Origin of the sequence: Paraburkholderia sp. GAS334, from assembly GCF_050436625.1 — a bacterium.
In the GTDB taxonomy this organism is placed as follows: Bacteria; Pseudomonadota; Gammaproteobacteria; order Burkholderiales; family Burkholderiaceae; genus Paraburkholderia.
This window is the reverse complement of the sequence record NZ_JBNDMO010000026.1, coordinates 50,652-75,164: the sequence shown is the minus strand read 5'-3', so window position 1 is coordinate 75,164 and position 24,513 is coordinate 50,652. Positions and strand designations below refer to the sequence as shown.

Here is a 24,513-nt window from a genome sequence, read left to right as displayed (position 1 = left end):
AAAAATCAGCAAAACTCGCATTAAAGTTACCCGAGCAAATATTCTCAACGGAATTCTTCTGCAAGATGCGCATTATTTATTTCTGTACGTCGCCGAGGCACGGCGAACATGCAGGCGGCGTTAAGGTGATCTACGACCATGTGCGCGCGATGGTAGAACTTGGCGTGCCGGCGTACGTCATGCACGAACGTAGTGGCTATCGCTATCCGTGGACCGACTTCCCGGTGCCGGTCATCGCGTGCAGCGAAGTGCGCTCGACCGATCACATCGTCATTCCGGAAATCAAGGCGGCGAAGCTCGCGCCGAAGCTGGTTGCGGCAGGCCTGCGTTACTCGATCTTCGTGCAGAACGGCTACTACCTGTCACATCGTGACGGAAACTTTTCGGACAACGACGTCGATTTTGCCTATGAGCAGGCGGCGTACATCCTGTCCGTCTCAGACGATACGTCCAGCCTGATCCGGCTTCACTATCCGCAGCTGGGTCCGCGCGTGATGCGGATGACGTGCACGCTTGATAGCGGACTCTTTCACGCCAGCGAAGCGAAGGAAAAGCTCATTACATACATGCCACGAAAGAACGGCACACACGCCGCCGCAGTGGCCTTTGCGTTGCACCGGTATTTACCTGAAGGGTGGTCCGTTCGGCCGATCGACGGGCTTTCAGCGTCCGGCGTCGCGGGCGTCCTGAGGCGGTCGCGGGTATTTCTCTCGTTTTCCGGTATGGAAGGGCTGGGCTTGCCGCCTATTGAAGCCTCCTTGTGCGGAAACTACGTGATCGGCTATCACGGCGGCGGCGGGAAGGAGTACTGGACCGCGCCGAACTTCCAATCCGTTGAAGTGGGCGACGTCGCAGGTTTCATCGACAGGATCGTTGAACGTCTGAAGTCGATCGACGCGAACCCCGGCCTGCACGAACTGCGCGACGGCATGAATGGTCTTTGCGTGCAGTTCTCCAGTGAGAACGAAAATGTGCATCTGCAGGCGTTCATTCGCCGGCTCGAAACCGATCTTGCATCGATCGGCGAAGAGAAACGCATAGCGCTGACACTCCAGAAGCACCGGAAACGCGCGATGTTGAAGAAGCTGCCGTGGGTGATGAGGCGAACCGGTTGAACGCGAGCGCGCTCGCCCGGTTCGCCTGCGACTGACGACGACGATGTCTGGCTGCGATCGCCCTAGGCGGTCGCAGCCGTGCGCAGGCCGGTCGCGACGCTGATGTGGGCATGGGGGACTGCACCTGGCTTGCCTCGCCATTCAGCGCCAGAAGCCTGGTTCAACCCGTGCCCCGCTTCACGCAGACGAAACACCGCCACCGCATCGCGCAGCACATCCGCCTGCCCTTCCAGCGACTTCGCCGCAGCCGCCGCTTCTTCAACCAGCGCAGCGTTGTGCTGCGTGACTTCGTCGATCTGGGTAATCGCCTTGTTGACCTGATCGATGCCGTCGCTCTGTTCGAGCGCGGCGGCTTCGATTTCGCTCATGATGCCCGTCACGCGGCCCACTGAATCCATCGCTTCCTGCATCGTGCGACGTGCCTCGGCAACCAGCGATGCGCCCTCCTGCACTTTCGACGCCGAATCGCCGATCAGTTCCTTGATCTCCTTCGCCGCTGTGCCCGAGCGCTGCGCGAGGCTGCGCACTTCCGACGCGACGACCGCGAAGCCACGTCCCTGCTCTCCCGCGCGCGCTGCTTCGACCGCAGCGTTGAGCGCGAGAATGTTCGTCTGGAACGCGATGCCTTCGATCATGCCGATGATCTCCGTCACCTTGCGCGACGAATCGGAGATGCCGTCCATCGTTTGCGTCACGCGGGCGACGACGTTACCGCCGCGCGTGACCGTTTCCAGCGCGCCCTGCGCGAGACGGCTCGCCTGCTTTGCGTTGTCGGTGTTCTGCTTGACCGTCGCCGACAGCTCTTCCATGCTCGCCGCCGTCTGCTGAAGCGCCGCGGCCTGCTGCTCCGTGCGGGCTGACAGATCGGCATTGCCCGACGCGATCTCGTTCGCGCCCAGCGTGATCGCGCTGGTGCTGCCGCGCACCTTCGATACCGTGTCGACGAGGCCGTCGCGCATCTGCGTCAACGCTGACAGCAACTGGCCCATTTCATTGCGCGACTTCGAAGCGACCGAGATCGTCAGATCGCCGGCCGCGATGCTGCGGAAATGCGCGATCGTCTGGTTGACCGGGCGGATCAGCGCCACCGACAAACCGACGCGCGCCAGCAGTGCAATCACGATGGCAATCGCGCCGATGCCGCCGAACAGAAACGTCGCCATCGTGACGCGCTGCGCGGAGGCGCCGGCTGCGCGCTCCTGCTCGACGGCCTGCACGCGTTCGAGCGATGCGATCGCTTTCGCGTAGGCCGCGTAGTACGTGTTGGCCGTTTCGCCCTGGATCGTGCGGAACGTGTTGAAGTCGTAATCAGTGAGCGCCTTGAATTCCGGTTCGATCGCCTTGTCGACGAGCGCGCTGCGCGCCGCGTCGACGGCCTGCGCCTGCTGCTTTTCGTCTTCGCTGGCAAACGGGCCGCTGGCATAGCTGCGGAAGTCGCGCGTCGATTCTTCGAGCACTTTGTGGGCGGCCGGGATAAGGTCGTCGGTTTGCTTGCCGACGCTAAAGAGCGTCTCGTAGCTGCCGAGCGCCAGCCGCGCCTGCAGCAGCTTTTCGGAACTCGCCTTCAGGTGCGACAGTGCGGCCGCACTGCGCTGGGCTTCCTCGAGCCCACTGTTCGTGAGCTTGAGCGCGGCATAACCGACGCCGATCACGGTCAGCAGGAAAGCGACGAAAACACTGATAACCAGCGTCAGTCCACCGCGGATGGTGATGTTGTTTAGCATTGTTTCTCCGGAACGTCGGGGTCGAGCGGCAGCTGGCGCGTTGTCGGATGGTTCGAAACCCGCGCCATCTGTACATTAACGGCATGTTTCGGAGCAGGCTTGATTGGGGGAATCCATGACAGACATGGTCTTTTCGGGCGGCTGCCGACCCTTGGATCACTATTTGGGATGTAACGGACTATCCTGAGCAGGCGGCGTGCGATCCCGCTTTCGCTGGATGCCGTGTGTTTCGTTTGTATAATTCGGCGTCTTCGTTCAGGTCACTTTCATGCTCAGTTTCGCGCTCGGCTTTCTCGTTTCACTGCTGGTCACGCTGTTGATCGTGCGCTACGCGCATCTGCATGAAAAATTCTCCACCGACACCGATCTCGCCGGCGTGCAGAAATTCCACGCGCGCCCCGTACCGCGTATTGGCGGGACGGGGATTCTGCTTGGGCTGATTGTTTCTGCGTTGCAGTTGCATCGCGCGTATCCGGCCGTTTCGGGCGGGATTCTGGGGCTTGTGGCGTGCGGGATGCCAGCGTTTGTTTCAGGGCTTGTTGAGGACGTCACCAAGCGTGTTTCGCCGCTGGTGCGTTTGCTTTGCACGATGGCCGCTGCTGCGTTGGCGTTTTTTCTGCTCGATATTGGCGTGACGCGGATCAGCGTGCCGCCGCTCGATTTTTTGCTCTCTTACGCAGTGATTTCGTGTGCTGTCACCGTGCTTGCGGTGGCAGCGCTGGCCAATGCGATCAATATCATCGACGGCTTCAACGGACTCGCTTCGATGGTCGCGTTCATGATGTTCGCCTCGATGGCGTATGTCGCGTTTCAGGTTTCCGATCCGGTGGTGCTGTCCGCGTCGCTCATCATGATGGGCGCGGTGATGGGGTTTTTTATCTGGAATTTTCCCGCGGGTTTGATTTTTCTTGGGGACGGTGGGGCTTATTTCATCGGGTTCATGCTGGCTGAGCTTTCCATCATGCTTGTCATGCGGAATCGCGATGTGTCGGCTTGGTATCCGGTTTTGCTGTTTATGTATCCGATCTTTGAGACGTGCTTCTCGATCTATCGGAAGAAGTTTATTCGTGGGATGTCGCCCGGGATTCCCGATGGCGTGCACCTGCATATGCTTGTCTATAAGCGGTTGATGCGGTGGGCTGTGGGGGTGCGGACTGCGCGGGAGTTGACCAGGCGGAATTCTTTAACGTCGCCTTATTTGTGGCTTCTCTGTTTGGTCGCTGTGATCCCCGCTACGCTGTTCTGGCGGCATACGGTGCATCTGTTTTGCTTTGTTGTTGTGTTTGCCGCGACGTATGTGTGGCTTTATGTGAGCATCGTGCGGTTTAAGTCGCCGCGGTGGTTGGTGGTCAGGAAGAAAACTCGCTGAAATTTAGCTTGGCGAGCAACAATTCGCGTTCGATTGCGATCGCAGCAAACATACGGCCTTTTGCATCAATCCAGATCGGCCGCTCGCATTCGAAGGCCCCAGGGTCATCGTGGATCGCTCTGCCCGGTTCAATGAAAAGAACGGGATGTGCAGCGATGTCTGAGTGCACCCTGCAATCTCAACTAGAAAGGTTTTATATGTGCGGCATTGTCGGCGCGGTTGCGCAACGTAACATCGTCCCGGTTCTGATCGAAGGACTGCGACGCCTCGAATATCGCGGCTACGATTCCTGTGGCGTCGCCGTGCTGGCGGGCCGTGAGCCGCATCGCGCGCGCAGCGTGGCGCGCGTCGCCGATCTCGACGCGCAGGTGCGCGAGACGCATCTCGAAGGCGTCACGGGCATCGCGCACACGCGCTGGGCGACGCATGGCGCGCCCGTCACGAACAACGCGCATCCAATCTTCTCGCGCAACGCGCTGGCGCTCGTGCACAACGGCATCATCGAGAACTACGAGTCGCTGCGTGAAATGCTGCGCGGCAAGGGCTATGAGTTCGTCTCGCAGACCGACACCGAAGTGATCGCGCATCTGATCCACAGCCTGTATCGCGGCGATCTGTTCGCAGCGGTGCGCGAAGCCGTGCAGCAGTTGCATGGCGCTTACGCGATCGCGGTCGAGCACAAGGACCAGCCGAACACGGTGGTCGGCGCGCGTCAGGGCTCGCCGCTTGTGGTCGGTCTCGGCGATGGCGAGAACTTCCTCGCTTCCGATGCGCTCGCGCTTGCCGGCAGCACCGAACGCTTCATCTTCCTCGAGGAAGGCGATGTCTGCGAACTGACGCTCGAACGCGTGCGGGTCGCCGATCGCGACGGCAACGACGTGCAGCGTGAAGTGCGCACGGTCGCGGCATATGGCGGCGCGGTCGAACTCGGGCCGTATCGTCACTTCATGCAGAAGGAAATTTTTGAGCAGCCGCGCGCGATCAGCGACACGATTCCGCAAGCCGATTCATTCGATGCATCCCTGTTTGGCGAGGCAGCGGCCCGGGCGTTTGGCGAGATCGACAACCTGCTGATTCTTGCCTGCGGCACGAGCTACTACTCGGGGCTGACGGCGAAGTACTGGCTCGAATCGATTGCGAAGATTCCGACGCAGGTCGAAATTGCGAGCGAATATCGCTATCGCGATTCGGTGCCCAATCCGAAGTCACTGGTGGTGGTGATCTCGCAGTCGGGCGAGACAGCCGATACATTGGCTGCGCTCAAGCATGCGCAGTCGCTCGGGCACAGGCACACGCTCTCGGTGTGCAACGTGGGAACGAGCGCGATGGTACGGCTCACCGAACTGTCATTCCTGACGCATGCAGGAACCGAGATTGGCGTGGCATCGACGAAGGCATTCACGACGCAGCTCGTCGCGCTGTTCGTGCTGGCCGCGACGCTCGGCAAATTGCGCGGGCACGTCGACGCTTCGCTCGAAGCGGAATACGTGCGCCAGCTGCGCCATCTGCCGGCTGCGCTTAACAGCGTGCTGGCGCTGGAACCGCAGATCATCGCGTGGTCGGAAGATTTTTCGCGCAAGGAAAACGCGTTGTTCCTCGGGCGCGGTCTGCATTACCCGATCGCACTGGAAGGCGCGCTGAAGCTCAAGGAAATCTCGTACATCCACGCCGAAGCGTATCCGGCGGGTGAACTCAAGCACGGGCCGCTTGCACTGGTCACTGAAGCGATGCCGGTCGTGACGGTTGCGCCGAACGATGCGCTGCTTGAGAAGCTCAAGTCGAACATGCAGGAAGTGCGCGCGCGTGGCGGTGAGCTGTATGTGTTCGCCGATGCCGATACGCGCATCGTCAGCGAGGATGGCCTCCACGTGATCCGCATGCCGGAGCACTATGGGTTGCTCTCGCCGATCCTGCATGTGGTGCCGCTGCAGTTGCTGGCGTATCACACGGCGTGTTCGCGTGATACGGATGTGGATAAGCCAAGGAATCTTGCGAAATCGGTGACGGTTGAGTAAGGGATCGCCAAATTCGAGACTACAACAACTTGCTGGAGATTAATCTGCTCTTAAATCAGCAAATGTGTTTGTACGTTTCACGCGGACATCCAGGTTGGGCGCGGCACGCTGGCGAACTGGATCATCCGGCCCGCTGAACTGCACTACAGCCGGCTCTACGAGACGCTGCGCGGGACGCTGCTGTCGACGCCGCTGATTCACGGCGATGAGACAACGGTGCAGGTGCTCAAGGAGCCCGGCAAGGCCGCGCAGAGCACGTCGTACACGTGGGTGTACCGCAGCGCCGAAGACTGCCCTGAGCCTGTTGTGCTGTTCGACTACCAGTCGGGGCGCGGGCAGGAATATCCCCGGGCGTTCCTCACCGGCTATGAAGGCCTGCTGATGACCGACGGTTATGCCGCCTGCGTACGCTCGAAGGTCCGACCCACTTCGGCTGTCTGGCCCACGCGCGGCGCGCCTTCGTCGATGCCCTTAAGGGCATGAGGAAACCTGGCGGCCGTGTCGCGCGCGCACTAGAGTACTTCAAGGCACTCTACCAGGTAGAAACTCTCGCAAAGGGCGATCTGCCTGAAAGTGAGATGCGCGCCGACTACACGTACCGGCTGCGTCAGCAGCACAGCGTGCCGCTGCTCGAGTCCTTTCGGACATGGCTCGACGAACAGGCCCCGCAGATCCTGCCCGAGAGCCTGCTTGGCAAGGCGATCTCATACACACGCAACCAGTGGACGTACCTCAGCCGCTATGTGAGCGACGGGCGCGCACCCATCGACAACAACGTCATCGAGCGCGACATCAGGCCATTCTGCACCGGCAGATCCTCATGGGTGTTCAGTGACACGGGCGCTGGTGCGAACGCCAGTGCGATGGTCTACATCGCCTGATGCTCACGTGCCAGGCGTGCAACGTCGAACCCTACGCGTACCTCGTGCGGGTGCTCACAGAATTACCGCAGCGCGCACCGGATGCCGATATCACCGACCTGCTGCCCTTCAACTTCGAGAAGCTCACAGCTCCAGCGCGTAACACCGCTTGATCCAGCCGGCGCATTGACGCGAACTTTGCCGATCGGTGCGCTGCTGCGAGACACGGTCCCCGACCTCGCAGGCATATCAATTCCGTGTGCTGGATTGCGCGCTTACCGCTCTTCGACCCTTCCATGCCGTCGAACTTGGCAGGCCATGATAGAACGACGCCTGTCTGAAACCGCGCTTCCTGCGTTGCCCAGCAAGCCGACCTCGTTCGCAAACGCGATGATCTGCTGTTCCGAAAAGCGCCTTTTCGTGTCCGGCTCCTCACCGGAAACGGACTTTCCTCGGATCGCCCTAGCGCTATTCACGCGCGCACATCGGCATACGTGGCAATTGTTTTGTTGTTGTGTTTGCACTTACGTATGCGTGACTGTACGTGAGCATTGTGCGGTTCAAGTCGCCGCAGCAGCTGGCCAGGAAAAGCGCCGCGGCGAAAGGGAGGTCAACGACTCGCACGCACGCTGGCCAGCGACGACACGCTCTGCAGCGTGGGCGCCGACGTCGGCTGATACTCGGGCACCCAGCGGCGAAGGTCCCGCCGTACTTCGTCATCTGTCGGCACACGATGCTGCATCAGCCATGGAAGCAATTCATCCAACAGATTGCCCGGCGCTTCGCGCGCCTGCGCGATTCGGAGTTTCGGATGTGGCGTGCGGGTAGTAGCTTCGTCGTCTGCCAGCAGTTCCTCGTACAGCTTTTCGCCCGGCCGCAAGCCGGTAAATACAATGCGGATCTGCTCTTCGCCGAAACCGTACAGCCGAATCAGGTCGCGCGCCAGATCGACGATCTTCACTGGCTCGCCCATATCAAGAATGAAGATTTCGCCACCGCGTCCCATGCTCGACGCTTGCAGCACCAGTTGTGATGCCTCGGGGATCGTCATGAAGAAGCGCGTGATCTCAGGGTGAGTGACCGTCACCGGGCCGCCCTTAGAGATTTGCTGTTGGAACTTCGGAATCACACTGCCGGCGCTCCCAAGCACATTGCCGAACCGCACTGTCTCGAACTGGGTGCACGTGCTGGTCTGCTGTAAAGCCTGACACACCATCTCGGCAAGACGCTTGCTGGCACCCATTACGTTGGTCGGGTTCACCGCCTTGTCCGTCGAGATCAGCACAAAATGCTTGACTTGGTGACGAATAGACGCGCGCCCCACTCGATAGGTTCCGAGCACGTTGTTGCGTACCGCCTGCCAAGCATTGAGTTCCTCCATGAGCGGCACATGTTTGTATGCAGCAGCATGGAACACAATGTGCGGCTTGTGCCGCGATAGCACCTGATCAAGCAGCAGCGAATCCTTTGCATCGCCGATCACGGGGATCACCAAGACGCCAGGGAAACGCTCCCGCAATTCTTCCGTGAGTCGGTACATCGCGAATTCAGACATCTCGAACGCGACTAGTTGTGCTGGCTCGAAACGCAAAATCTGCCTGCAAAGCTCGGAACCGATGGATCCGCCCGCGCCCGTCACCATCACAACGCGGTTGTGCAATAGCGCCTCAACATGTGGCGTGTCAATCTTCACAGGATCGCGGCCCAGCAGATCTTCTAGATCAATCTGCCGAACCCGCGACAGGAACCCCTGACCCTGCGTTAGCGCAGTCAGCGCCGGTAGCACCATCGCGCGCACGCCGGCACGCACGCAGAGCATCGCGACGCGCCGCTGCGCATCGACCGGCGCCGACGGAATTGCAATGATTGCGTGTTCAGTTTTCAGGGATTCAGCGACGCGTGCTAAGTCGCTGATCCCGCCGAGTACCTTGTAACCGTAAATCTCGCGACCGTGCTTCGCAACGTCGTCGTCGAGGAGTCCAACGAGGCGCCATTCGCTGGACCGCGACAACTCGCGCGCCAGACTCGCGCCAGCATTGCCGGCGCCGAGTACGATCACAGGCTTGCCTTGCGCGACGAGCCCACCATAGAGGTAAAACTCCTTGCTTGCCCTGTAGAACGCACGCGAGCCGCCCATCGCCAGGAAAAGAAGCAACGGCGAAACCAACAGTACTGAACGCGGCACGATCGGCGTGGGCTGCACCATGATCGCAAGCACCATAGTAACCAGTGCGCCGGACACCACCGCCTTGGAAATGCGTAGCAGGTCAGGCAGACTGGCGAACACCCACATGCCGCGATACAGACCGAAGACGCGGAACATCACGCCGTAGGCCGGCAGCACCCAAATTAGAGAATGCATCGCGCCGGTCTCGAACTCGGCAGGAACCGCACCGTTAAAGCGGATAACGTAGGCGGCCACCCACGCTCCGGTGGCCGCACATAGATCAAACAGGAACGCGCTGAAGGGCAGCCACGTGGCTTTTTTTCTCAACATCAGCGTGATACCTCGGATTGCTTGGAGAGTATTAATTGGAAACGACGCCAGCGCAAATCCACAGCCACTGCCAAGAGGCATAGAACAGCGATCCAGAAGGAGACGACGCCCCACTGTAACGCCGCAGGGCGGTCCAGCATAAATAACGCAACTGCTATGCCCGCCGCCATCAATGCGTACCACGCAATTGCAGTTTGGGCATGGCCGTAGCCTAGACGCACCATCCGCTGGTAGTAGTGCTCCCGGTGTGGCTTCCAAAAGCTTTCGCCGCGCAGTAGGCGACGCGCAAGCGTGATCGACGCATCGGTAATAAACGGCGCAAACACCAGCACGGGGAACCAGATCGGCCAGACCTCTCCGCGCCAGCCCCAGTAGCCCAGCGCACCGGCAAGGAAGCCCAATGAAATTGAACCGGCGTCACCGAGAAAAATTCGTGCCGGATGAAAGTTGAACAGCAGAAAACCGAGGGCGGCGCCAGCGACGCCGGCAGTTGCCCAAGCGAGCTCCAGCAGCGGATGCGTACTGATCAGCGCGGCCACAGCATAACCGCCGAACCCGAAGAACGCCATACCACCCGCAAGTCCATCGGACCCGTCCATGAAATTGTAAAGATTCACGAGCCACATCATGCAAAACGCAAGAATTACCGAGATCCACCACGGCGCGGCAACCGGATAAAGCGCGATAAACGTTACGACAGCAATCAGGTGTGCTGCGAATCTAATACGGGCCGACAGCCCGCGCCGATCGTCTACTTGTGAAACTGCGGCGAGAAAGACCGTCGCCACCGCCGCGCACCAGAGATCAGGCGCGACCAGCAGGAACGTCACCACCGTAACCGGCACAATACCTACGCCGCCGACGCGCGGCGTGGGGCGCACGTGCAGCGAGCGGTCGTTCGGAATATCCGTCGCCAGCCGCCAGGCAAGACCAGTATTCAGCAAAACCTGTAAGACCGCTGCGCACGTGCAAGCGGCGCCGAACGCGGTCAACACGCCCATGATCCACGGCGAAACTGCGGAAACCAGTATCAGCATGTGCGCCTCAACGCGTTGATCGGTACCAGCTGGCGGTCGCGGCCAGTCCAGCGTCGGTTGAATGCGTCGGACGCCAGCCGAGCACGCTGCGAATCCGCCCTGTATCGACCTGCAAGCTACCGATCAGGCGCTCCACCTGCGAGCTGCGCCGCGTCAACCTCCCGGCAATGCGCAGCCACGCAGCCGGCACCGGCAATAGCAGCGCCGGCTTGCGCAGATGCCGGCCAAGCATGCGCGCCAGTTCCGCAACTGTCGGAGCATCATCGTCGGCGACATGGAAGCATTGACCCGCAGCCCGCGGGTCGGTTGCACAGCACACCAGCGCGTCAGTCAAGTTTTCTATGTACACAATACTGCGTCTCGCGCCGACCGCCGCAAGCGGCAGTGGCACGCCATTCCAAACTGCGTCCACCAACCGCAGGAAGTTGGCACGCACCTGCGGCCCATAGACAAGCGGGGGGCGCACAATCACAATGTCCAGTCCAGTATCTTCACCGTAGCGCAACAACGCTTGCTCGGCGGCAAGTTTGGAGCGCCCGTAAGCATCAGCCGGCGCCGGCTGATCGTTTTCACGCAGCGGCCGGCCCGAATCAGTTTCAGCAAGTGCCTTGATACTGCTCACGAACACCAGGCGCTTTACGCCGTGACGCCATGCGGCCTCTGCAACTCGCAACGCGCCGTCCACATTCGTCGCACGAAAAGCCGCTTCGGGGTCAGTTGAGTCGTCATGCAAGACGTGAACGCGCGCTGCCAGATGCACGACACAATCCGCTTGCAGCCCTTGGGGCCATGCGGCATCGATACCGGTGAAATTGTTGCTCGCGTCGACCCACGATGTCACGCCATTCGCCCCGTGTTCGGCTTGTCGTACGAGGCCGGTGACCGTGTGACCGCTGTTGAGCAATGCAAGGCTCAGCGCGCGACCGACAAAGCCGTTGGCGCCAGTCACGAGAACATGGCTCATAGCCACTTCCAGCCAAAACGGTTGAAGAACTTGTACGCCGAGGCCGCAAACATGCGAATGTGTGCAGACCCCTTGCGCGCCGCGCCGCCGCCGTGATGCAGCACGCGTACGGCGGGCGCATAGACGACGCGGGCAACATCGTGAGCGCGCAAACTCAAATCGTAATCCTCGAAGTACAAGAAGTACCGCGCGTCGAAGCCCGCCAGCTGCTTCAGCACATCCGTCCGAAACAGCATGAAACAGCCGCTGACAATCGGCGGATCCCAGACAATGTCGCGCTCGTTGATAAGATCGTGCATTTCATAGCGTGCGAGGCGGCGCGTGAAAAGCCGCCGTGGTCCAGCGGGTAGAAATCCCCGCACGAACAGATCGAGCAGCGTTGGATAACGACGGCAGAGAAACTGTTGATGCCCCTTATTATCGCCAATCCATGGCGTCAGCAAGCCGGCGTCAGCATGTGCGTCGAGAAAATTGAGTGCCTCGATCAATGCGTGCCGCTCTAGGTCGATATCAGGGTTCAGCACGAGGTGATAGCGGGACACCACCCGTTCGATCGCGAGGTTATGGCCGCGGCCGTAGCCAACATTCCCCCGCCCCGAGATGACCGTGCACGCTATACCCCGAATATGCAACGCATGCAGCGCGGCGTGCATTGCCGGCAATCCACCGTTGTCCACCAGATAGAGCTCGACCGGCAAGCCTACGCGCACACTGCGCAATAAGTCACAAGCTGCGCCGAAACTGGCGAGCGTAGTCGACAATTGCGCAATGTCCGGGTGATAGACAACGATTGACACGGACAGCCCCTCGGAATCGGAGCAAGGGGCGCCTATAGCTTTCATATACAAGACCGCGTGTCTTATGAGCGACACTTTTTACGTAGAGCGGAAGTTTGCTCAATTTTTTCGCTTTCTGCAACCAATCTTTCCTTTTGTTACGGGCTCGCAATATCGCATCAGTCTCTCCATCGACTGGACACTGCTCATGACAGAAACGTCGAGCGTCGAATCCGCATGTTCTCCGTGCCATGGCCATCCCGCGCCAGAATGCCTCGCCTTGCCTTGCCGAGGGCGTCGCGCGCCGTCGGTACAACCGTCTCTCCCGCTGCGTCGTCCATCGCATGGCTCCGTCGTTACGATGGCACCACCTTCGCACCGCGGATTAGGCGCGTTCAAGACGGGATGCGCTGACGATACGTGGACAGCCCATCACCACTGACGGGGTTTCAGCGGGTTCCGCAGGAAACGCCGCCACTGAGTACGGAGCAGGTGGCTCGGGCGGAGTGGGACGTCTAACCTTGGATCTCCCATCGAGTGGATATTCCTCGAACCACGGGTATTGGTTCGCATTGAGGCTTGTGACCCATCGGGCGCGGGCGCCATCAAAGCGCTGCAGTCCGTTGAAATATTTCGTTGCCAGCGCTGCGCGACGCCGGCCTGACGCCTGTCATAGCGGAAGCATTCCAATAGGCGCAGACCGAACCCGGCTTCAGTTCTCGGTCGTGAAAGCTGTATGCGAACTTGTAGGGTAACCAGCGACGCGTCGCCGTTAATGATCGATATTTCTTCAGGCGATCAACTAGATAGTCGACATACGGCCGAATCGCGGCGTAGTCGCGCGATTTCCTGTAGAGATTCGCCAAAGCCGCCATGTTGTACAAGAACGAGTCAGCGTTGAAGGGCTGACGGAATTGCTGGACATAGAGCGCGCTCCAAGGATAGGGTAACGTCGATTCAATGGCGCTTGGGTTGGGTTTCCATCCGGCCGGCACATGGAAGCCCATGGGTTCGGATGATTGTCAACACGCCCGGCCTGAACAAGGTCTTCCCGAACTGGCAGGGCAGCGTCGGCGACTATCAGGAACTGAAGAAGTACCTGAACCAGAACGGCCTGCGCGCATGGCAGGCAGCGGGCGGCACCGGCACCGATTCGCAGATGGATGCGGCGATGCACGCGAACCCGAATGACACAATGTTCCCGCAGGCGTTGCAGACGATGGCCGCATGGGCGAAGGCCGGCGAACTCGCGGGCACCGCACGCGCCAATTTCTACCAGCAGTTCAAGCAGAACAACGGCGGGGTGTCGAACCTCGACCAGGCCGATCAGACGTGGCGCAATAACTTTGACCCGCGAGTGTTTCAGTTGCAGACATATGGACCGCAGCAACAGCAACCGCTCCTGAATAGTCTCACCCCAGCGCAAGCCAAAGGTCTGATGACGAAACGCGCGTGGTTCAAACAGAACGGGTTGCTGCAATGAGCGCCGCCGAGTTCGATCCGGTTTTCCAGTCTGCCGGCGCGCAGTATGGCGTCGATCCGCAGATCCTGAAGGCGATTGCGCAGCAAGAATCTGGCTTCAATCCGAAAGCAGTCAATCCGGAAACGGGCGCGGCCGGCATCATGCAATACATCCCGGCGTCGGCTAAAGCGCTGGGGCTCGACCGTTCGTCGGCTTCTGCTTCGGGCTGCTCGCGGTCCTCTCTGGCCTGACGGTCGCCGGTTGCTATGTCGGCGTCATGTTCGCGCGCGTCGATCCGATGGTTCTTAGCTATCTACCCGGCATGCTCGGCGCAGAGGCCGCAGTGATGGGCACCATGGCGCCGGTGCTCGGCATCGCCAGTTACTTCCGCGGGAAGATGCAGGCCAACCCAGCCATTCCAACCGACAACCGGGGCTGACCATGATCCTCTGGTACTTCATTGAGAATGTCGCTATCGCTCTCTGGAACCTTGCTCGTGCGACCGCGGGCGTCTATCGCCCGAATGGCGATGGGTTGGTGCATAGCTGGTGGTATTGCCTCGACTGCCTGGGCAATGCGCTAACAGGCGGTGATCCGCGAGAGACAATTTCAAGCCGGGCAGGAAAGGCGCGACTCGAAGGGAAAGAGTGGGGGTGCGCGCTATGTGCGTTGCTGGGATGGGCCGCGAGCATCATCGCCGGCAAGCCCACCGACCACTGCACGCTGTCCGTGCAGAAGAACGAAGGCTCGCGTGCAATCATTCCCGACTGAAATCCTCAATCGCCCCTGATCCATGTCGGACTAGACGAGGATCCAAAGGTTCGAAAGCATGGATCTCTTTGAGGTCGACGCTTTCCGCCATCTGCAGGCCGAGAAACCAGAACTTCTCCCCGTCCGACATCCCGCGGCGCCATTTCTCGCCATGCAGTGCGCGCAGCTCTATCCCGACAGGCAGTTGCATTTTCACCTCGATGTTTTTCTTGGAATGATGCTTCAATCCTGAACGACTGCATCCTCGATCGCGACGCAGACCTTGAGCACGGAGTCGAACAGGTCGTAGGCAATCGTCTTCAGGACGCGCACTTTCGGCACCGCTCCGGCCGGGTAGATGGCCCATAGCGCCAGTCCGAATATGACGAGATAGAGCAGCGGCAGGATGATCAGCGGCAGCAATACGAAGGCGCGGATCGCCTTCATGATGAGAATACGGACGTTTCGACGCGGGACGACGGCAGGGGTTTCGGACTCGGCCGGCAATGCCGGTTTCTGTTCCGGTTCAGGGATTACCCGAACATCGGTCATATAGAACTCGATGCGCCGGCCGCCAGGTAGCAACATGGCTGTAACCCAGCCTTCGCCGATATTTACCTCAAGCGTCGTCTCTCCGTTTGATACCAACCTCAGCTTCGTTCCCATGCATTGTCCCGTTGGTATTTTCGAAACGAACGGGATTGTAGCAGCGGCCCGGGTAAAATGCTTTCCAGCCATGATCCTGATTCCGTGAAAGTCGGGTTATGGGTCAGGGGCGGCAGGCGTTCCAGCGTCTGTCGTCCCGCTTCTTGTTTTTGCGATTCCAAATAATTACGAATCGCTTCCGCAGTGGCTTGCTAGCTAAGGTTTCCAGTTTCCGGTCCCCGGCACTAATTCGCGCTGAGCTTATCGACGGGTAGTTTCACTCCTGCCAACTTCCAAGACCAGAGACCGTCGCGTTTGAACACAAAGGTTATCTGGTCTTCAGTTCCCTTCCGCGCCGTCGCGCTGACGGTCGACCAATCCTTGTAGCTCACGGAGTAATCCACCTGCGGCTTACCGGCCGGCGCTTGCGGGGCGGTGCCTCCGTTGGCATTCCCCTGCTCGTTAGATGAACTTTCGGCCAGGGGCTGCGGTGCCGCAGGAGGTACGGGCTTCGCAGTGCCTTGGGCCATCATGGCCATAACACCTGCAGGCGTAGCCGTATCGGTCAGATTTCGGCTGCCCATGCTGCCTTCGCCCTCACGGTTGCGGGCTCGGCCTTCGGGTCTCTTCACTTTCGAGGCCACATCCACGTTCATCTTCATTACGGCCCGATGACTCGCACGTCCCCCAGGGAGACGGTCGTCGATAGGCTTCAGAGTCTTGGTTCCCCGCCACCCTGCTATCCAAGCTACGGAGCTTCTGACTTCTACCCCGGCAGGTCTATCTCCTGCTGAACACGCCAGCCTTAGCTGGACACACAACCGTGCATGCGAGTTTCCCCGCACACGGCTCAAGCCTACCAGCAGCCCGTGGTATGGACCGAGCTTTCCATAACGAAGTGTTCATGCTCGGGAACGGCGCTGGAAATAAGCAGCCCATGCGGGATCGAACGGATTGGCCTCGCTGCGAATCTTCTTATGCCGCAGGATCGGCAACGTTTCGGCTCGGTAGAGCGTGAACCATTGCAACTGCTTGTATCCACAAGCCGGGCAAGCAAAGACCCAGTCCCGGCGCCCAAAGCGCCGGAAGTACCGCGTCTTGATCCAGCCCGCGTTCTTGTGTGGATGTCGCCGGTAGGCCCATCTCCATAGCATCCTGCAGACCAGGTGATCCACCTTGGTGAAGGTCGCAGCTGCTACCACATGCCGGTGGTACATGGCCCAGCCCCGAAGAATCGGATTGAGCAACATGATCACCTGCGCCTGCGTAGCGGCCATGTTCTTCTTCAACACGTCGCGCACTTTATCCAGCAGCGCTTTCACGCTTTTGCCGGCCGGCTTGATCAGCAATTTGTCCCCGTACTTGCGAACGTTTTGCCCAAGGAAGTCGAATCCCTTGGAGATGTGGGTGATGAGCGTCTTTTCGGGCGCCAGTTGCAGGCCTCTCACCGCGAGGAATTTCTCCACGGTCGGCTTAACGCACTGTTCAAGCAACTCCCGGCTGGCCGCGGTCACAATAAAGTCATCCGCGTAGCGGATGACGTTCACCTTGGACTTTTGGCGCGCAGTTGTGATTCGGCGTGCTGCCGACCAGACCGCCTCCTCGAGTCCATCCAACACCATATTCGCAAGCACTGGTGAAGCGATACCGCCTTGCGGGGTGCCCGCTTCGGTGGGGAACAAGATGCCCCGTTCAATGTATCCTGCTTTCAACCATCGATTCAGGATCGCTCGATCCATCGGGATGTTCTCTACAAGCCACGAATGGCTGATGTTGTCGAAACAGCCCCGAATGTCGCCCTCTAAAACCCATTGCGCGGACGGTCGCTTGGCGAGCACACAGAAACATTGCTCGATGGCGTCCGCCGTCGAACGCCCCGGCCGGAAGCCGTAGGAGTTCGGGTCGGCTGTTGTCTCTGCGACGGGAGCTAGTGCTAACAGCCACAGCGCTTGCATTGCCCGATCACGCATGCAGGGAATGCCCAATGGACGCTCCTTGCCGTTGCTTTTCGGTATGTACACGCGGCGCAGTGGTTGCGATCGGTAACCCCGGTGTCTCAATGATTGGACAGCTTTCAACTTTGACGTGGGCGTCGACCAGATCTTGCCGTCCACGCCTGCCGTCCTCTTGCCTTTATTCTCCGTCACCCGCTTGACGGCCAGCAGTTTGCCGCTACGCGAGCGGGTCAACAAACGTTGCAAGGTCTTGACCTTGTTCCACCTGCCGACCTTGGTAGCCTTGGCAATACGCACCTGCAGCCGCGCGACCTCCTGTGCAACCTGGTCCCAGTTGATTCGGTCCCAAGTCGTTTCGTGGGCCGGAGGCGCACCAGCGTTTGCCCCGGAGGCTCTCGCCCCAGGCGTTCGCACCGTCATCTGCCTTCCCCCTGAACGCGGTTTCTCAAGTTCTCTTGCCATGGAAGACCATGCGGAAGTGGGCTCGCTTTCGCGCCGGATGATGTCCCAATCCGTATCCACCCGATTACAGGGCGGCCTTCGCTTTTTCCGCACTCCTTTACCCGCTGCACCATCAGCCTTCCTTGCGGTTGACCTGCCGTTGTCGGCGATGCATCGGGCTTACCGTGTTTCGCACACGTCACAACGAGTAGGTTAGGTCCTGCCTGTACGCCGGTGGCCTCATGTCCGTGTGCCCCTTGTATAGAGAGAAGCAGCCGACCATGCACCTTTTGGTTCAAGCCTGTCAGCATCTTTGGCTTGTTCACTATAACGACGCTTGCAGCAGTTCACATATGTTGACCTTGCTACCCAGCCTGGCATCCCATCCGCAATGATGCTTGCAGATGACGCCTTCTCCTCGCAGAGATCGACGCGACCCGAAGGCCGGATGCTTTGTCCCCATGGCTTCACACGCCGCCGTTGCCAGCAACGCATGCACAGGTAGGCTACGACCGACGGAACGGCCGGTCTCGTCACCAACCTTCTGGGATGGGCGAGACAATGACATGTGCGACTTCACGTCGCACCATGACCGTCGTGTCTACAATCACGCGCTTCACGCTCGAGGCCTTGATCACGCCGGCACGTTTGGCTGCTTCGATCGTCTCGGCCAGCAATTCTTCGACGCCGGCTTCGCCTAGCCGCTTGCGCCAGCGCGTCAGGCTCGACGGGTCAATCGGCGGCTCGGTCCGCAAGTACGTTTCGCCTGTGAACACCTGCCAATACGGGTTCTCCACCCATTGCCAGACGACCTCTTCGTCCGACAGATCGAACGCATGTTGCAAATACAGTGGCCCCGCAATCAGACGCGGCGAGCTCGCCGGTCGACCTTTGCTGGACACGAAGCTCTCGCTCATCAACACGCCCAGCCGATCCCAGTTGATCAGCTCGGCCATCACACTGCTGCGTTGTTACGAGAATGCGGTGTCGCTTCCTGCTGCATGGACGACCTATCGTAAAGCCCTGCGTGCTATTGTCAGTGCAGCTTCAGGCGATCCGACGCAGCCTCTTCCGATCAAGCCCGTGTATCCAGCGGGTACTTGATATGCTGATCGGCGATCATGCAAAACTATGCGCGTCCTCGACGTAGATGACGCACCGCAGGTAGTGTGCCTTGCGAGGATCGCGGTTATTCAGATCAATTAGGATGCTCTCGGGCGCGAAATATCGTTCGAGCGTCTTGCGCAGTGACCGCTTCGTATAGAGCTCGACGTGGTCGATATTGCGCTCGCCGAGACGCATGGCGACATAGCGGTCTTGCAGGAACTTCGGCATAAATCCTACGCCGCGCACATTGAAATGCGACTCCGGCTGCAGTGTCCAGCGATAGGGGACAGTAAGATGAATTACCAGTGGAAAACTTTTCACCTTTTTGATTGTTTGAAAAAATGAATCGACATCCTTTATGTGCTCAAGAACACCTTCCATTGATATATAGCCGACGTCATATTTATCAATGGGTATTGGCCAACCGTCACATATGTTTGCGCAGATCAGGTCAACATCCCGTATTCCTTGCTCGGATAGCTGCAATCTAGTCATGGGCAAATAATGCGGGGAAAGATCAAGGCCAATTACATTTTTTCCAAAATAGCTCTTTGATGACGCTGCTAATTCGAATCCCATACCGCAACCCACTTCCAGATGGAATCTATCTCTGCTTGGAAACGGTTTTCCGAGTTTGTCGAGGAATATGCAAGCGTCAGCAATTGATTCATTGACGTCCCCAATTCGACGGTTGAGAACAATTTCGCGTTCTCGCGAGAGGTCTGCACCCACCTCTTTTTCACGCAAATCGAAGAAATAGTTTACCGCCTCCCTAAAAGAGGTGGATGTTTCAGCAATGTCAGCAGCGACTTTGATCGCATACTCGATCTGATAGTCGGGGTCCGCTGTTTTCATAGTCGCAAAATCGGACGGCGAAAAACAGAGAGGAATTCCCGACACATCTCGGATGCGGTGACCGTTAGCGCAAGCATTTGTACGGCCCCAGTCTACGGATAAGTCACATTCCTGGCACTTCAATAGCATTGCATGCTCCGTACGGTGGGTGGTCACCTAGTTCTCAACGCTGGAACTTTACCATCAGCAGCCATCGTTTTGGAAGGTAATACCGAGACGTGGTCGCCACCCGAAGGCCAGACGGCGATGCCATTGCCGTCTGGTTCCTCTGCGGGAGTTGGCTGGTCTTATAATGGCACTATCTTTTTTGAGCCCCCGTTATCTCCAGGCGTCTCCTGGTGACGGGTTCTAATATGGCATGTCTGTCATGAATGCATTGGCCATATCTCTAAATACCTGATCTCCGGTCATTGCAAAAAGAGACCTTTCTTCGTCAACCGTGTTTTTGGGGAAATAGTCGGGCGTGTAGTCGCCGTACCTATCGTAGCGGTTTATGCGACCCGGATAACGATAGGCTGGGAGGTATCGCTTGAGAGACGTGAGTCCCGCGTTTAGCATGTTGACTGCGTCTTCAGTTCTACATGCTTCGGCATAGTAATAGAGCGAAAATACCGTCCAGATATGTCCATTCAGCACGCCCGCCTTTTTTTCTCCATCGAGCGGGTATTCCTCGAACCAAAGGTACTGATTCGCATCAAGACTCGTGACCCACAGTTTGTGTGAACTGTCGAAGCGATGTAACCCGTTGAAGTACTTTGTGGCTAGCGCGGCAAGTTCTGGCCTTTGCGCCGTGCTAGCGAGATACGTGAGGCTCGCCAATATGGAGGCGTTTCCATAGGCGCTGACCCAACCTGGTTTCATTTCTCGGTCGTGGAAGCTGTATGCGAACTTGTAGGTAACCAGTGATGCATCGCCGTCGACAATTGAATACTCCTTCAGGCGCTCGACGAGATAGTCGACATATGGCTGAATGGCGGCATAGTCGTGGGTTTTCTTATAGAAATTCGCCAGTGCCGCAATGTTGTACAGGAACGAGTCAGCGTTGAAGGACTGATGGAATTGCTGGACGTAGAGCGTGCTCCACGGATATGGCAACGTCGATTCGATCGCGTTTGAGTTGGGTTTCCATCCGGCCGGCACATGGAAGCCCTGGAGCTTCATCGGGTCGGTTCCGTACTTGATCGAAAAAGGACTCGCTTTGATCCTCTTGCTCTGAATGTCAACGATGGCGACGTTTGAAAGTGTCGGCACAGTTTGCAAAGCGTAAATCTCGTCATCCCGGCTTTGGGTCAGCACAGGTGCGGGCGGCTTGTTCGCAAGTTGCGCTAGGTTTTGGAGCTTGCTGACATCGCCTTGGAGCGTTGTCGACTGGTCCTGAAGGATCGCAATGCGCTTCCGAAGGTCATTCGACTGCCGATGATTTTCGTAACCCGAGATCAAAATTCCTGCAGCGAGGACGGCGAGAAGAACATTGCTAGTCGCGATCCTGACTTTGATACTGGTGTTTTTCATTTTATTTAGTGCAATTGCTGTGGCGACGTCGATGCTGGTCTTGCACCGATAACCCGCCAGTTCTTGGAATTAGGGTGGTCTATCTTCAAAACTGGTACTTTACCATCAGCATATGTACCCCGCTCCAGACCGGCGACGCAATAGCCGCGCTTGGCTGCCCGGGACACTCGGACAAGTTGGCGGACGTTGCTTCCGCCTTCGCAGCATCACCACCGTTCCTGAGCAGGCCGCGCGCTTGCACTGCCCGCCATCAACCCGCCATGTAACAGGTCAACCCCTCTTCTTTTTCTTCTCCCGTTCGTCCAGCACCTGGCCGACCTTCTCGGCGAACAGGTCGAGCGTGTGTTCATCGATCGGCGCCGCTCCGCCCGTGAAGCTTTCTTCGAGACGCGCCATTATCTCGGCGGTCGTAGAACGCCTGTTGTCGCTAGCAGCCCGTTCGAGCCTTGCTTTCAGGTCGGCGGGCATCCGGAGATTGATTTGGGGTTCGTCGCGTGCCATGCCGAATATTAATGTAGTACCGTACTTGACGGCAATATAGTACCGTACTATATTCGCATCAGGCCTACGCAGGAACGCTCAGAAGGTAGCAGGCGTGGGCAGGTTATCCGGACTCCACTCGAAGGGGAATTTCCATGGACCAAATCAGCAACATCAAACCTAACGTGTCTTTCTGCGCTGCAGCGGGGGCTGAGGCTGCGCGCCGCTGGCTGCTCTGCCCGAGCGCGAGCATGGCCGACTATCGAGACAGCGTCCTAGCTGAACTCCTGGCTGTTTGCCGCCAGCCCCAGCACGAGGCGCAGCGTACCCGCGACTTCTGCGACGGCTTTGCCGCGCGCATCGCGAAGGAGATCGCGGATCGCTCATCCGATGTCCACTATCAGGCCCGTAGGGCGCTCCAAGTGCCAAAGCGGGCCGTCCGTGTGCGCGGGCATCGCAAGCCCGCACTGAGCCACGTGACACCGCTCGTCGAGGTTAGCCGCCGAGCTGAGGCGTAGCGTAGGAACTGCGCCGGGTGTCGGTGCGAGTCTAAATCTGATACGAGGTCACATCATGTCTCAAGCAACTGCAATTTCCACGGAGAGCAATAGCGTCGCCACTGTCCTAGCCTACAGCGAATGGCGCCCCGTGCGCTGGCGTGTGAGAACTGCTGCGCGCAGCTATGGCCTTTTTGATAGTCATCAGCAGGCGAGCCGATTCGCGGATGGTCTTTTTCTTTATCCAGAACATGCCGACTCGGTCCGGATTATCCGCATCGAAAATGCAGCACACCTGGTCTGGCAGGGTGATGACATCGGCGTGGGTGACAAGCCGGCCATCATTCATTTCGTCGACGACTTCGGCATCCTGCGCAGCTTCACGGTGGCCGACACGCTCAACCATCGGATGCACGTCGACCCGCCTGCACATAGGATCTCAACCCAGAGTTCGATGACTTTGATGTCACCTTTTGGCAGGTAGTCGAAGATCGCTCGGAGCAGTCTGGACGCCGCGTGCTTGGCGTCCCGTTGTCCCTAAATTATTCGACTCTCGAAGCGAGTCGCGAAGCCTTGGTTGAAATCAAAAGCGAGCACCCGAAAGCTTACGTGAGTCGCGTCACCCTCTTCTTCCATGAGGGCAATCCGGTCGACGTCGCGACACGCAAAGACTTGCTCGATGAGATTCGTTGCGTGGGGGTGGTCCATGTCTGACCTTGACCGTAAGGACCGCATCGACAAGATTGTTCAGAAATTGAGCGCGATGCTCGCCGTGACCTGTGGCGAAAGCGGCGAGTCGTTCCGGAATTTGAACGACACGATTCAAAATAACTATATGTGGGCGCGCGCCGACATGGCTTGCGAACTTCAAGATTTGATGTTGGGCACGAGCGAAGCAAATCAGGAAGCGGAGGCCGCCCACGTCTGAGATCGCAACTATCGACGCCGCAGCGAGGGTCATCATCAAGCTTTGCGAGGACGAAGGTGATACGCGAACGAAGCTCACGCGTATCTCGTATGCGGCTGCTGTACTCAAACAGCAAGTGGATGCAGGGCTCGAAAAAATTGATTCAGCGGAGACGATCAGCCATGGCTAACAACGTTCATGCCCTGCCGACTCACCGGACGCCCGACCGGCGTCGAGCGCGCCCACTTCAGAACGTTCCGCGGGCCGATGTCATGAGCCTGCAGAAGTATCGAGATGAGGCGGCGATCAATTCAGGATTGGCCGCAGCGAAAGAGATGCAACGTGATTCACACGTCCAACTTAGCGTCAATGCGTTTGGCGATATCACCTACGACTGTCACTTTAACCAGATCAACATTGAGAGAGTCATGGATGTTCTTGTGTTGCTGATGATCCGAGCCCGTATTGTCCGGACGAAGGGATCAGCCGACTACCGGAGCGAATGATTCAAGCCATGCAAGAAGAACAACATCTCATCCGCGACCGTGCCTATGGTGTCTGGCACCGGTCGCGATCGATTAGTCGCTTCCTCGGCCGTCGTCAGGCGCAGTCGCTGACGATGGCCGATCTTGATAGCGTTCTGTTCGTCGAGTATGGCTACTCTGGAAAGCTCCCGCTGGCACTCGTCGAAGTCGCCCAGGACATCGGGCAGGAAAAGCCCACAGGCGTCATCCGCGAGCTGGCGAAGATGGCGAACCTGCCGGCGTTCGTGGCCTTGTACACGCCTGCATCGCGCGCCAATCCCGTTAGTCCGGCGTGGCACGACATCGACCAGTTCCGCGTGAAGCGCGTCTGGCCAAAGCCAGAACCTCACTGGCGCACGCTCTCGCCGAGCGAGTGGGCCAATGCCCTTGTGCAGATCCGTGATTGGCAACTGCGGCGATTCTCGTCGATGCCTGCGGCAAACGATGAAGCGTACTAGGAGTTAGTTCGCCGGATAACACGTCCGCCAGAAAGTACCACTGGGCAATGGTCACAGGCTCATTCACAGGACACACCCGCCAACCCACCCGCCCTACTAGTCGTAGCTCGCAAACGATTGCGAGCGCATCAAAAAAATCGTTTGGATTTCGAAGTATCTGCGTTGCAAACAACGTGCACTTCCAATAAGATTGTGACGTCTGGTCTGGCAACTAGACGCCCGAAGAAGCGACGTTGCACGACCGAACCCCGAGAGCGTTTCGCTGGGGCTTGTTATGGCAGCTTTGATCTATTGGTCACTTCGCACCATTCGGGGATCATAGTTGCCTGGCTCGCCAAGCCCATGCCCCAGCAAAGCTTTCTTGGGGTTTTTTTATGCCTTGGCTCAGACCGTACCGGTCGCGTCAGAAATGAGCCGCACGTGGGGCTGCTACCGAGAAAACCGCTTAACCCTAGACGTTGCCGAAATCTGAGCCGGTGCAAATCCGCGTCTAGGTAGGCTGGCAGTGGATTGGCCTACAGGGCGTGTGGGAGGGACAGAAAGAGTCGGTGTATTCCGATTCG

General features: G+C 58.6%; 27 protein-coding genes and 2 pseudogenes. 13 read left to right on the top strand and 16 right to left on the bottom strand.

What is annotated here, in order from left to right:
• The first annotated feature begins 65 nt into the window (after positions 1 to 65).
• On the top strand, positions 66 to 1,115 hold the full coding sequence (locus P3T21_RS31405; protein WP_429259839.1) for a glycosyltransferase: 1,050 nt from the start codon (positions 66 to 68) through the stop codon (positions 1,113 to 1,115).
• A 62-nt stretch (positions 1,116 to 1,177) separates the two neighbouring features.
• Here the strand turns inward: P3T21_RS31405 and P3T21_RS31400 are convergent, their stop codons facing one another.
• The gene (locus P3T21_RS31400; RefSeq protein WP_429259838.1) at positions 1,178 to 2,839 is read right to left on the bottom strand and encodes a methyl-accepting chemotaxis protein; all 1,662 of its coding nucleotides are present in this window, start codon (positions 2,837 to 2,839) and stop codon (positions 1,178 to 1,180) included.
• Positions 2,840 to 3,107: 268 nt separating this feature from the next.
• Between P3T21_RS31400 and P3T21_RS31395 the strand changes: the two genes are divergently transcribed.
• The gene (locus tag P3T21_RS31395; protein ID WP_429259837.1) at positions 3,108 to 4,208 is read left to right on the top strand and encodes an MraY family glycosyltransferase; all 1,101 of its coding nucleotides are present in this window, start codon (positions 3,108 to 3,110) and stop codon (positions 4,206 to 4,208) included.
• Here P3T21_RS31395 and P3T21_RS31390 read toward each other — a convergent pair.
• Positions 4,189 to 4,377: a hypothetical protein gene (locus P3T21_RS31390; protein WP_429259836.1), complete on the bottom strand. Its 189-nt coding sequence runs from the start codon at positions 4,375 to 4,377 to the stop codon at positions 4,189 to 4,191. The two genes, P3T21_RS31395 and P3T21_RS31390, sit on opposite strands and share 20 nt — an antisense overlap.
• A 28-nt stretch (positions 4,378 to 4,405) precedes the next feature.
• On the opposite strand from P3T21_RS31390, the gene glmS reads away from it, so the two are divergent.
• Positions 4,406 to 6,223, top strand: coding sequence for a glutamine--fructose-6-phosphate transaminase (isomerizing) (glmS, locus tag P3T21_RS31385; RefSeq protein ID WP_429259835.1), 1,818 nt, complete (start codon positions 4,406 to 4,408; stop codon positions 6,221 to 6,223).
• A gap of 87 nt (positions 6,224 to 6,310) precedes the next feature.
• Positions 6,311 to 7,256 (top strand): annotated as a pseudogene (gene tnpC / locus P3T21_RS31380) (IS66 family transposase); the annotation flags it as partial.
• A gap of 437 nt (positions 7,257 to 7,693) precedes the next feature.
• On the opposite strand, the gene P3T21_RS31375 reads toward tnpC, so the two are convergent.
• From P3T21_RS31375 to P3T21_RS31350, 6 genes are all read right to left on the bottom strand, one after another.
• The gene (locus P3T21_RS31375) at positions 7,694 to 9,580 is read right to left on the bottom strand and encodes a polysaccharide biosynthesis protein (protein WP_429259851.1); all 1,887 of its coding nucleotides are present in this window, start codon (positions 9,578 to 9,580) and stop codon (positions 7,694 to 7,696) included.
• Entirely contained in the window at positions 9,580 to 10,617 is a 1,038-nt protein-coding gene (locus P3T21_RS31370) for an MraY family glycosyltransferase (protein ID WP_429259834.1), read from the bottom strand. Before P3T21_RS31370 ends, P3T21_RS31375 begins: the two co-directional genes overlap by 1 nt.
• Positions 10,618 to 10,624: 7 nt before the next feature.
• Positions 10,625 to 11,581, bottom strand: a complete 957-nt coding sequence (locus tag P3T21_RS31365) for a UDP-glucose 4-epimerase family protein (RefSeq protein WP_429259833.1) — start codon at positions 11,579 to 11,581, stop codon at positions 10,625 to 10,627.
• Positions 11,578 to 12,423: a glycosyltransferase family 2 protein gene (locus P3T21_RS31360; protein ID WP_429259832.1), complete on the bottom strand. Its 846-nt coding sequence runs from the start codon at positions 12,421 to 12,423 to the stop codon at positions 11,578 to 11,580. The genes P3T21_RS31365 and P3T21_RS31360 overlap by 4 nt, the downstream gene beginning before the upstream one ends.
• A 140-nt stretch (positions 12,424 to 12,563) precedes the next feature.
• On the bottom strand, positions 12,564 to 12,698 hold the full coding sequence (locus P3T21_RS31355) for a hypothetical protein (protein WP_429259831.1): 135 nt from the start codon (positions 12,696 to 12,698) through the stop codon (positions 12,564 to 12,566).
• Positions 12,699 to 12,962: 264 nt separating this feature from the next.
• Positions 12,963 to 13,364 carry a hypothetical protein gene (locus P3T21_RS31350; RefSeq protein ID WP_429259830.1) on the bottom strand — a complete coding sequence of 134 codons (402 nt, stop codon included), beginning with the start codon at positions 13,362 to 13,364 and terminating at the stop codon, positions 12,963 to 12,965.
• A gap of 8 nt (positions 13,365 to 13,372) precedes the next feature.
• Here P3T21_RS31350 and P3T21_RS31345 point away from each other — a divergent pair, with 8 nt between their 5' ends.
• The 4 genes from P3T21_RS31345 to P3T21_RS31330 are packed head-to-tail and all read left to right on the top strand — an operon-like array spanning position 13,373 to position 14,590.
• Positions 13,373 to 13,840, top strand: coding sequence for a hypothetical protein (locus P3T21_RS31345; RefSeq protein ID WP_429259829.1), 468 nt, complete (start codon positions 13,373 to 13,375; stop codon positions 13,838 to 13,840).
• The gene (locus tag P3T21_RS31340; protein WP_429259828.1) at positions 13,837 to 14,070 is read left to right on the top strand and encodes a transglycosylase SLT domain-containing protein; all 234 of its coding nucleotides are present in this window, start codon (positions 13,837 to 13,839) and stop codon (positions 14,068 to 14,070) included. The genes P3T21_RS31345 and P3T21_RS31340 overlap by 4 nt, the downstream gene beginning before the upstream one ends.
• Before the next feature lie 26 nt (positions 14,071 to 14,096).
• On the top strand, positions 14,097 to 14,258 hold the full coding sequence (locus P3T21_RS31335) for a hypothetical protein (RefSeq protein WP_429259827.1): 162 nt from the start codon (positions 14,097 to 14,099) through the stop codon (positions 14,256 to 14,258).
• A 2-nt stretch (positions 14,259 to 14,260) separates the two neighbouring features.
• Positions 14,261 to 14,590 carry a hypothetical protein gene (locus tag P3T21_RS31330; RefSeq protein ID WP_429259826.1) on the top strand — a complete coding sequence of 110 codons (330 nt, stop codon included), beginning with the start codon at positions 14,261 to 14,263 and terminating at the stop codon, positions 14,588 to 14,590.
• On the opposite strand, the gene P3T21_RS31325 is transcribed toward P3T21_RS31330, so the two are convergent.
• The 8 genes and pseudogenes from P3T21_RS31325 to P3T21_RS31290 all read right to left on the bottom strand — a co-directional run bounded on the left by P3T21_RS31325 (position 14,577) and on the right by P3T21_RS31290 (position 21,585).
• Positions 14,577 to 14,816 (bottom strand): hypothetical protein, encoded by a 240-nt coding sequence (locus P3T21_RS31325; protein WP_429259825.1) that lies wholly within the window; start codon positions 14,814 to 14,816, stop codon positions 14,577 to 14,579. The two genes, P3T21_RS31330 and P3T21_RS31325, sit on opposite strands and share 14 nt — an antisense overlap.
• On the bottom strand, positions 14,813 to 15,307 hold the full coding sequence (locus P3T21_RS31320; protein WP_429259824.1) for a hypothetical protein: 495 nt from the start codon (positions 15,305 to 15,307) through the stop codon (positions 14,813 to 14,815). Before P3T21_RS31320 ends, P3T21_RS31325 begins: the two co-directional genes overlap by 4 nt.
• A gap of 152 nt (positions 15,308 to 15,459) precedes the next feature.
• Entirely contained in the window at positions 15,460 to 15,876 is a 417-nt protein-coding gene (locus P3T21_RS31315) for a hypothetical protein (protein ID WP_429259823.1), read from the bottom strand.
• 240 nt (positions 15,877 to 16,116) lie between these two features.
• Complete coding sequence (ltrA, locus tag P3T21_RS31310) at positions 16,117 to 17,589, bottom strand: group II intron reverse transcriptase/maturase (RefSeq protein ID WP_429259822.1); 1,473 nt, start codon at positions 17,587 to 17,589, stop codon at positions 16,117 to 16,119.
• A gap of 587 nt (positions 17,590 to 18,176) precedes the next feature.
• Positions 18,177 to 18,566, bottom strand: a pseudogene (locus tag P3T21_RS31305) (transposase); the annotation flags it as partial.
• Positions 18,567 to 18,729: 163 nt separating this feature from the next.
• Entirely contained in the window at positions 18,730 to 19,572 is an 843-nt protein-coding gene (locus tag P3T21_RS31300) for a class I SAM-dependent methyltransferase (protein ID WP_429259821.1), read from the bottom strand.
• Positions 19,573 to 19,920: 348 nt separating this feature from the next.
• The gene (locus P3T21_RS31295) at positions 19,921 to 21,084 is read right to left on the bottom strand and encodes a D-glucuronyl C5-epimerase family protein (RefSeq protein ID WP_429259820.1); all 1,164 of its coding nucleotides are present in this window, start codon (positions 21,082 to 21,084) and stop codon (positions 19,921 to 19,923) included.
• Between the two features lie 270 nt (positions 21,085 to 21,354).
• Complete coding sequence (locus tag P3T21_RS31290; protein WP_429259819.1) at positions 21,355 to 21,585, bottom strand: Arc family DNA-binding protein; 231 nt, start codon at positions 21,583 to 21,585, stop codon at positions 21,355 to 21,357.
• 134 nt (positions 21,586 to 21,719) lie between these two features.
• On the opposite strand from P3T21_RS31290, the gene P3T21_RS31285 reads away from it, so the two are divergent.
• From P3T21_RS31285 to P3T21_RS31265, 5 genes are all read left to right on the top strand, one after another.
• Positions 21,720 to 22,082, top strand: a complete 363-nt coding sequence (locus tag P3T21_RS31285; protein ID WP_429259818.1) for a hypothetical protein — start codon at positions 21,720 to 21,722, stop codon at positions 22,080 to 22,082.
• 55 nt (positions 22,083 to 22,137) lie between these two features.
• Positions 22,138 to 22,545, top strand: coding sequence for a hypothetical protein (locus P3T21_RS31280; RefSeq protein ID WP_429259817.1), 408 nt, complete (start codon positions 22,138 to 22,140; stop codon positions 22,543 to 22,545).
• Positions 22,546 to 22,767: 222 nt separating this feature from the next.
• Entirely contained in the window at positions 22,768 to 22,989 is a 222-nt protein-coding gene (locus tag P3T21_RS31275) for a hypothetical protein (RefSeq protein WP_429259816.1), read from the top strand.
• Positions 22,990 to 23,150: 161 nt separating this feature from the next.
• On the top strand, positions 23,151 to 23,474 hold the full coding sequence (locus tag P3T21_RS31270) for a hypothetical protein (RefSeq protein WP_429259815.1): 324 nt from the start codon (positions 23,151 to 23,153) through the stop codon (positions 23,472 to 23,474).
• An 8-nt stretch (positions 23,475 to 23,482) separates the two neighbouring features.
• The gene (locus tag P3T21_RS31265; RefSeq protein WP_429259814.1) at positions 23,483 to 23,950 is read left to right on the top strand and encodes a hypothetical protein; all 468 of its coding nucleotides are present in this window, start codon (positions 23,483 to 23,485) and stop codon (positions 23,948 to 23,950) included.
• Positions 23,951 to 24,513: the final 563 nt, after the last annotated feature.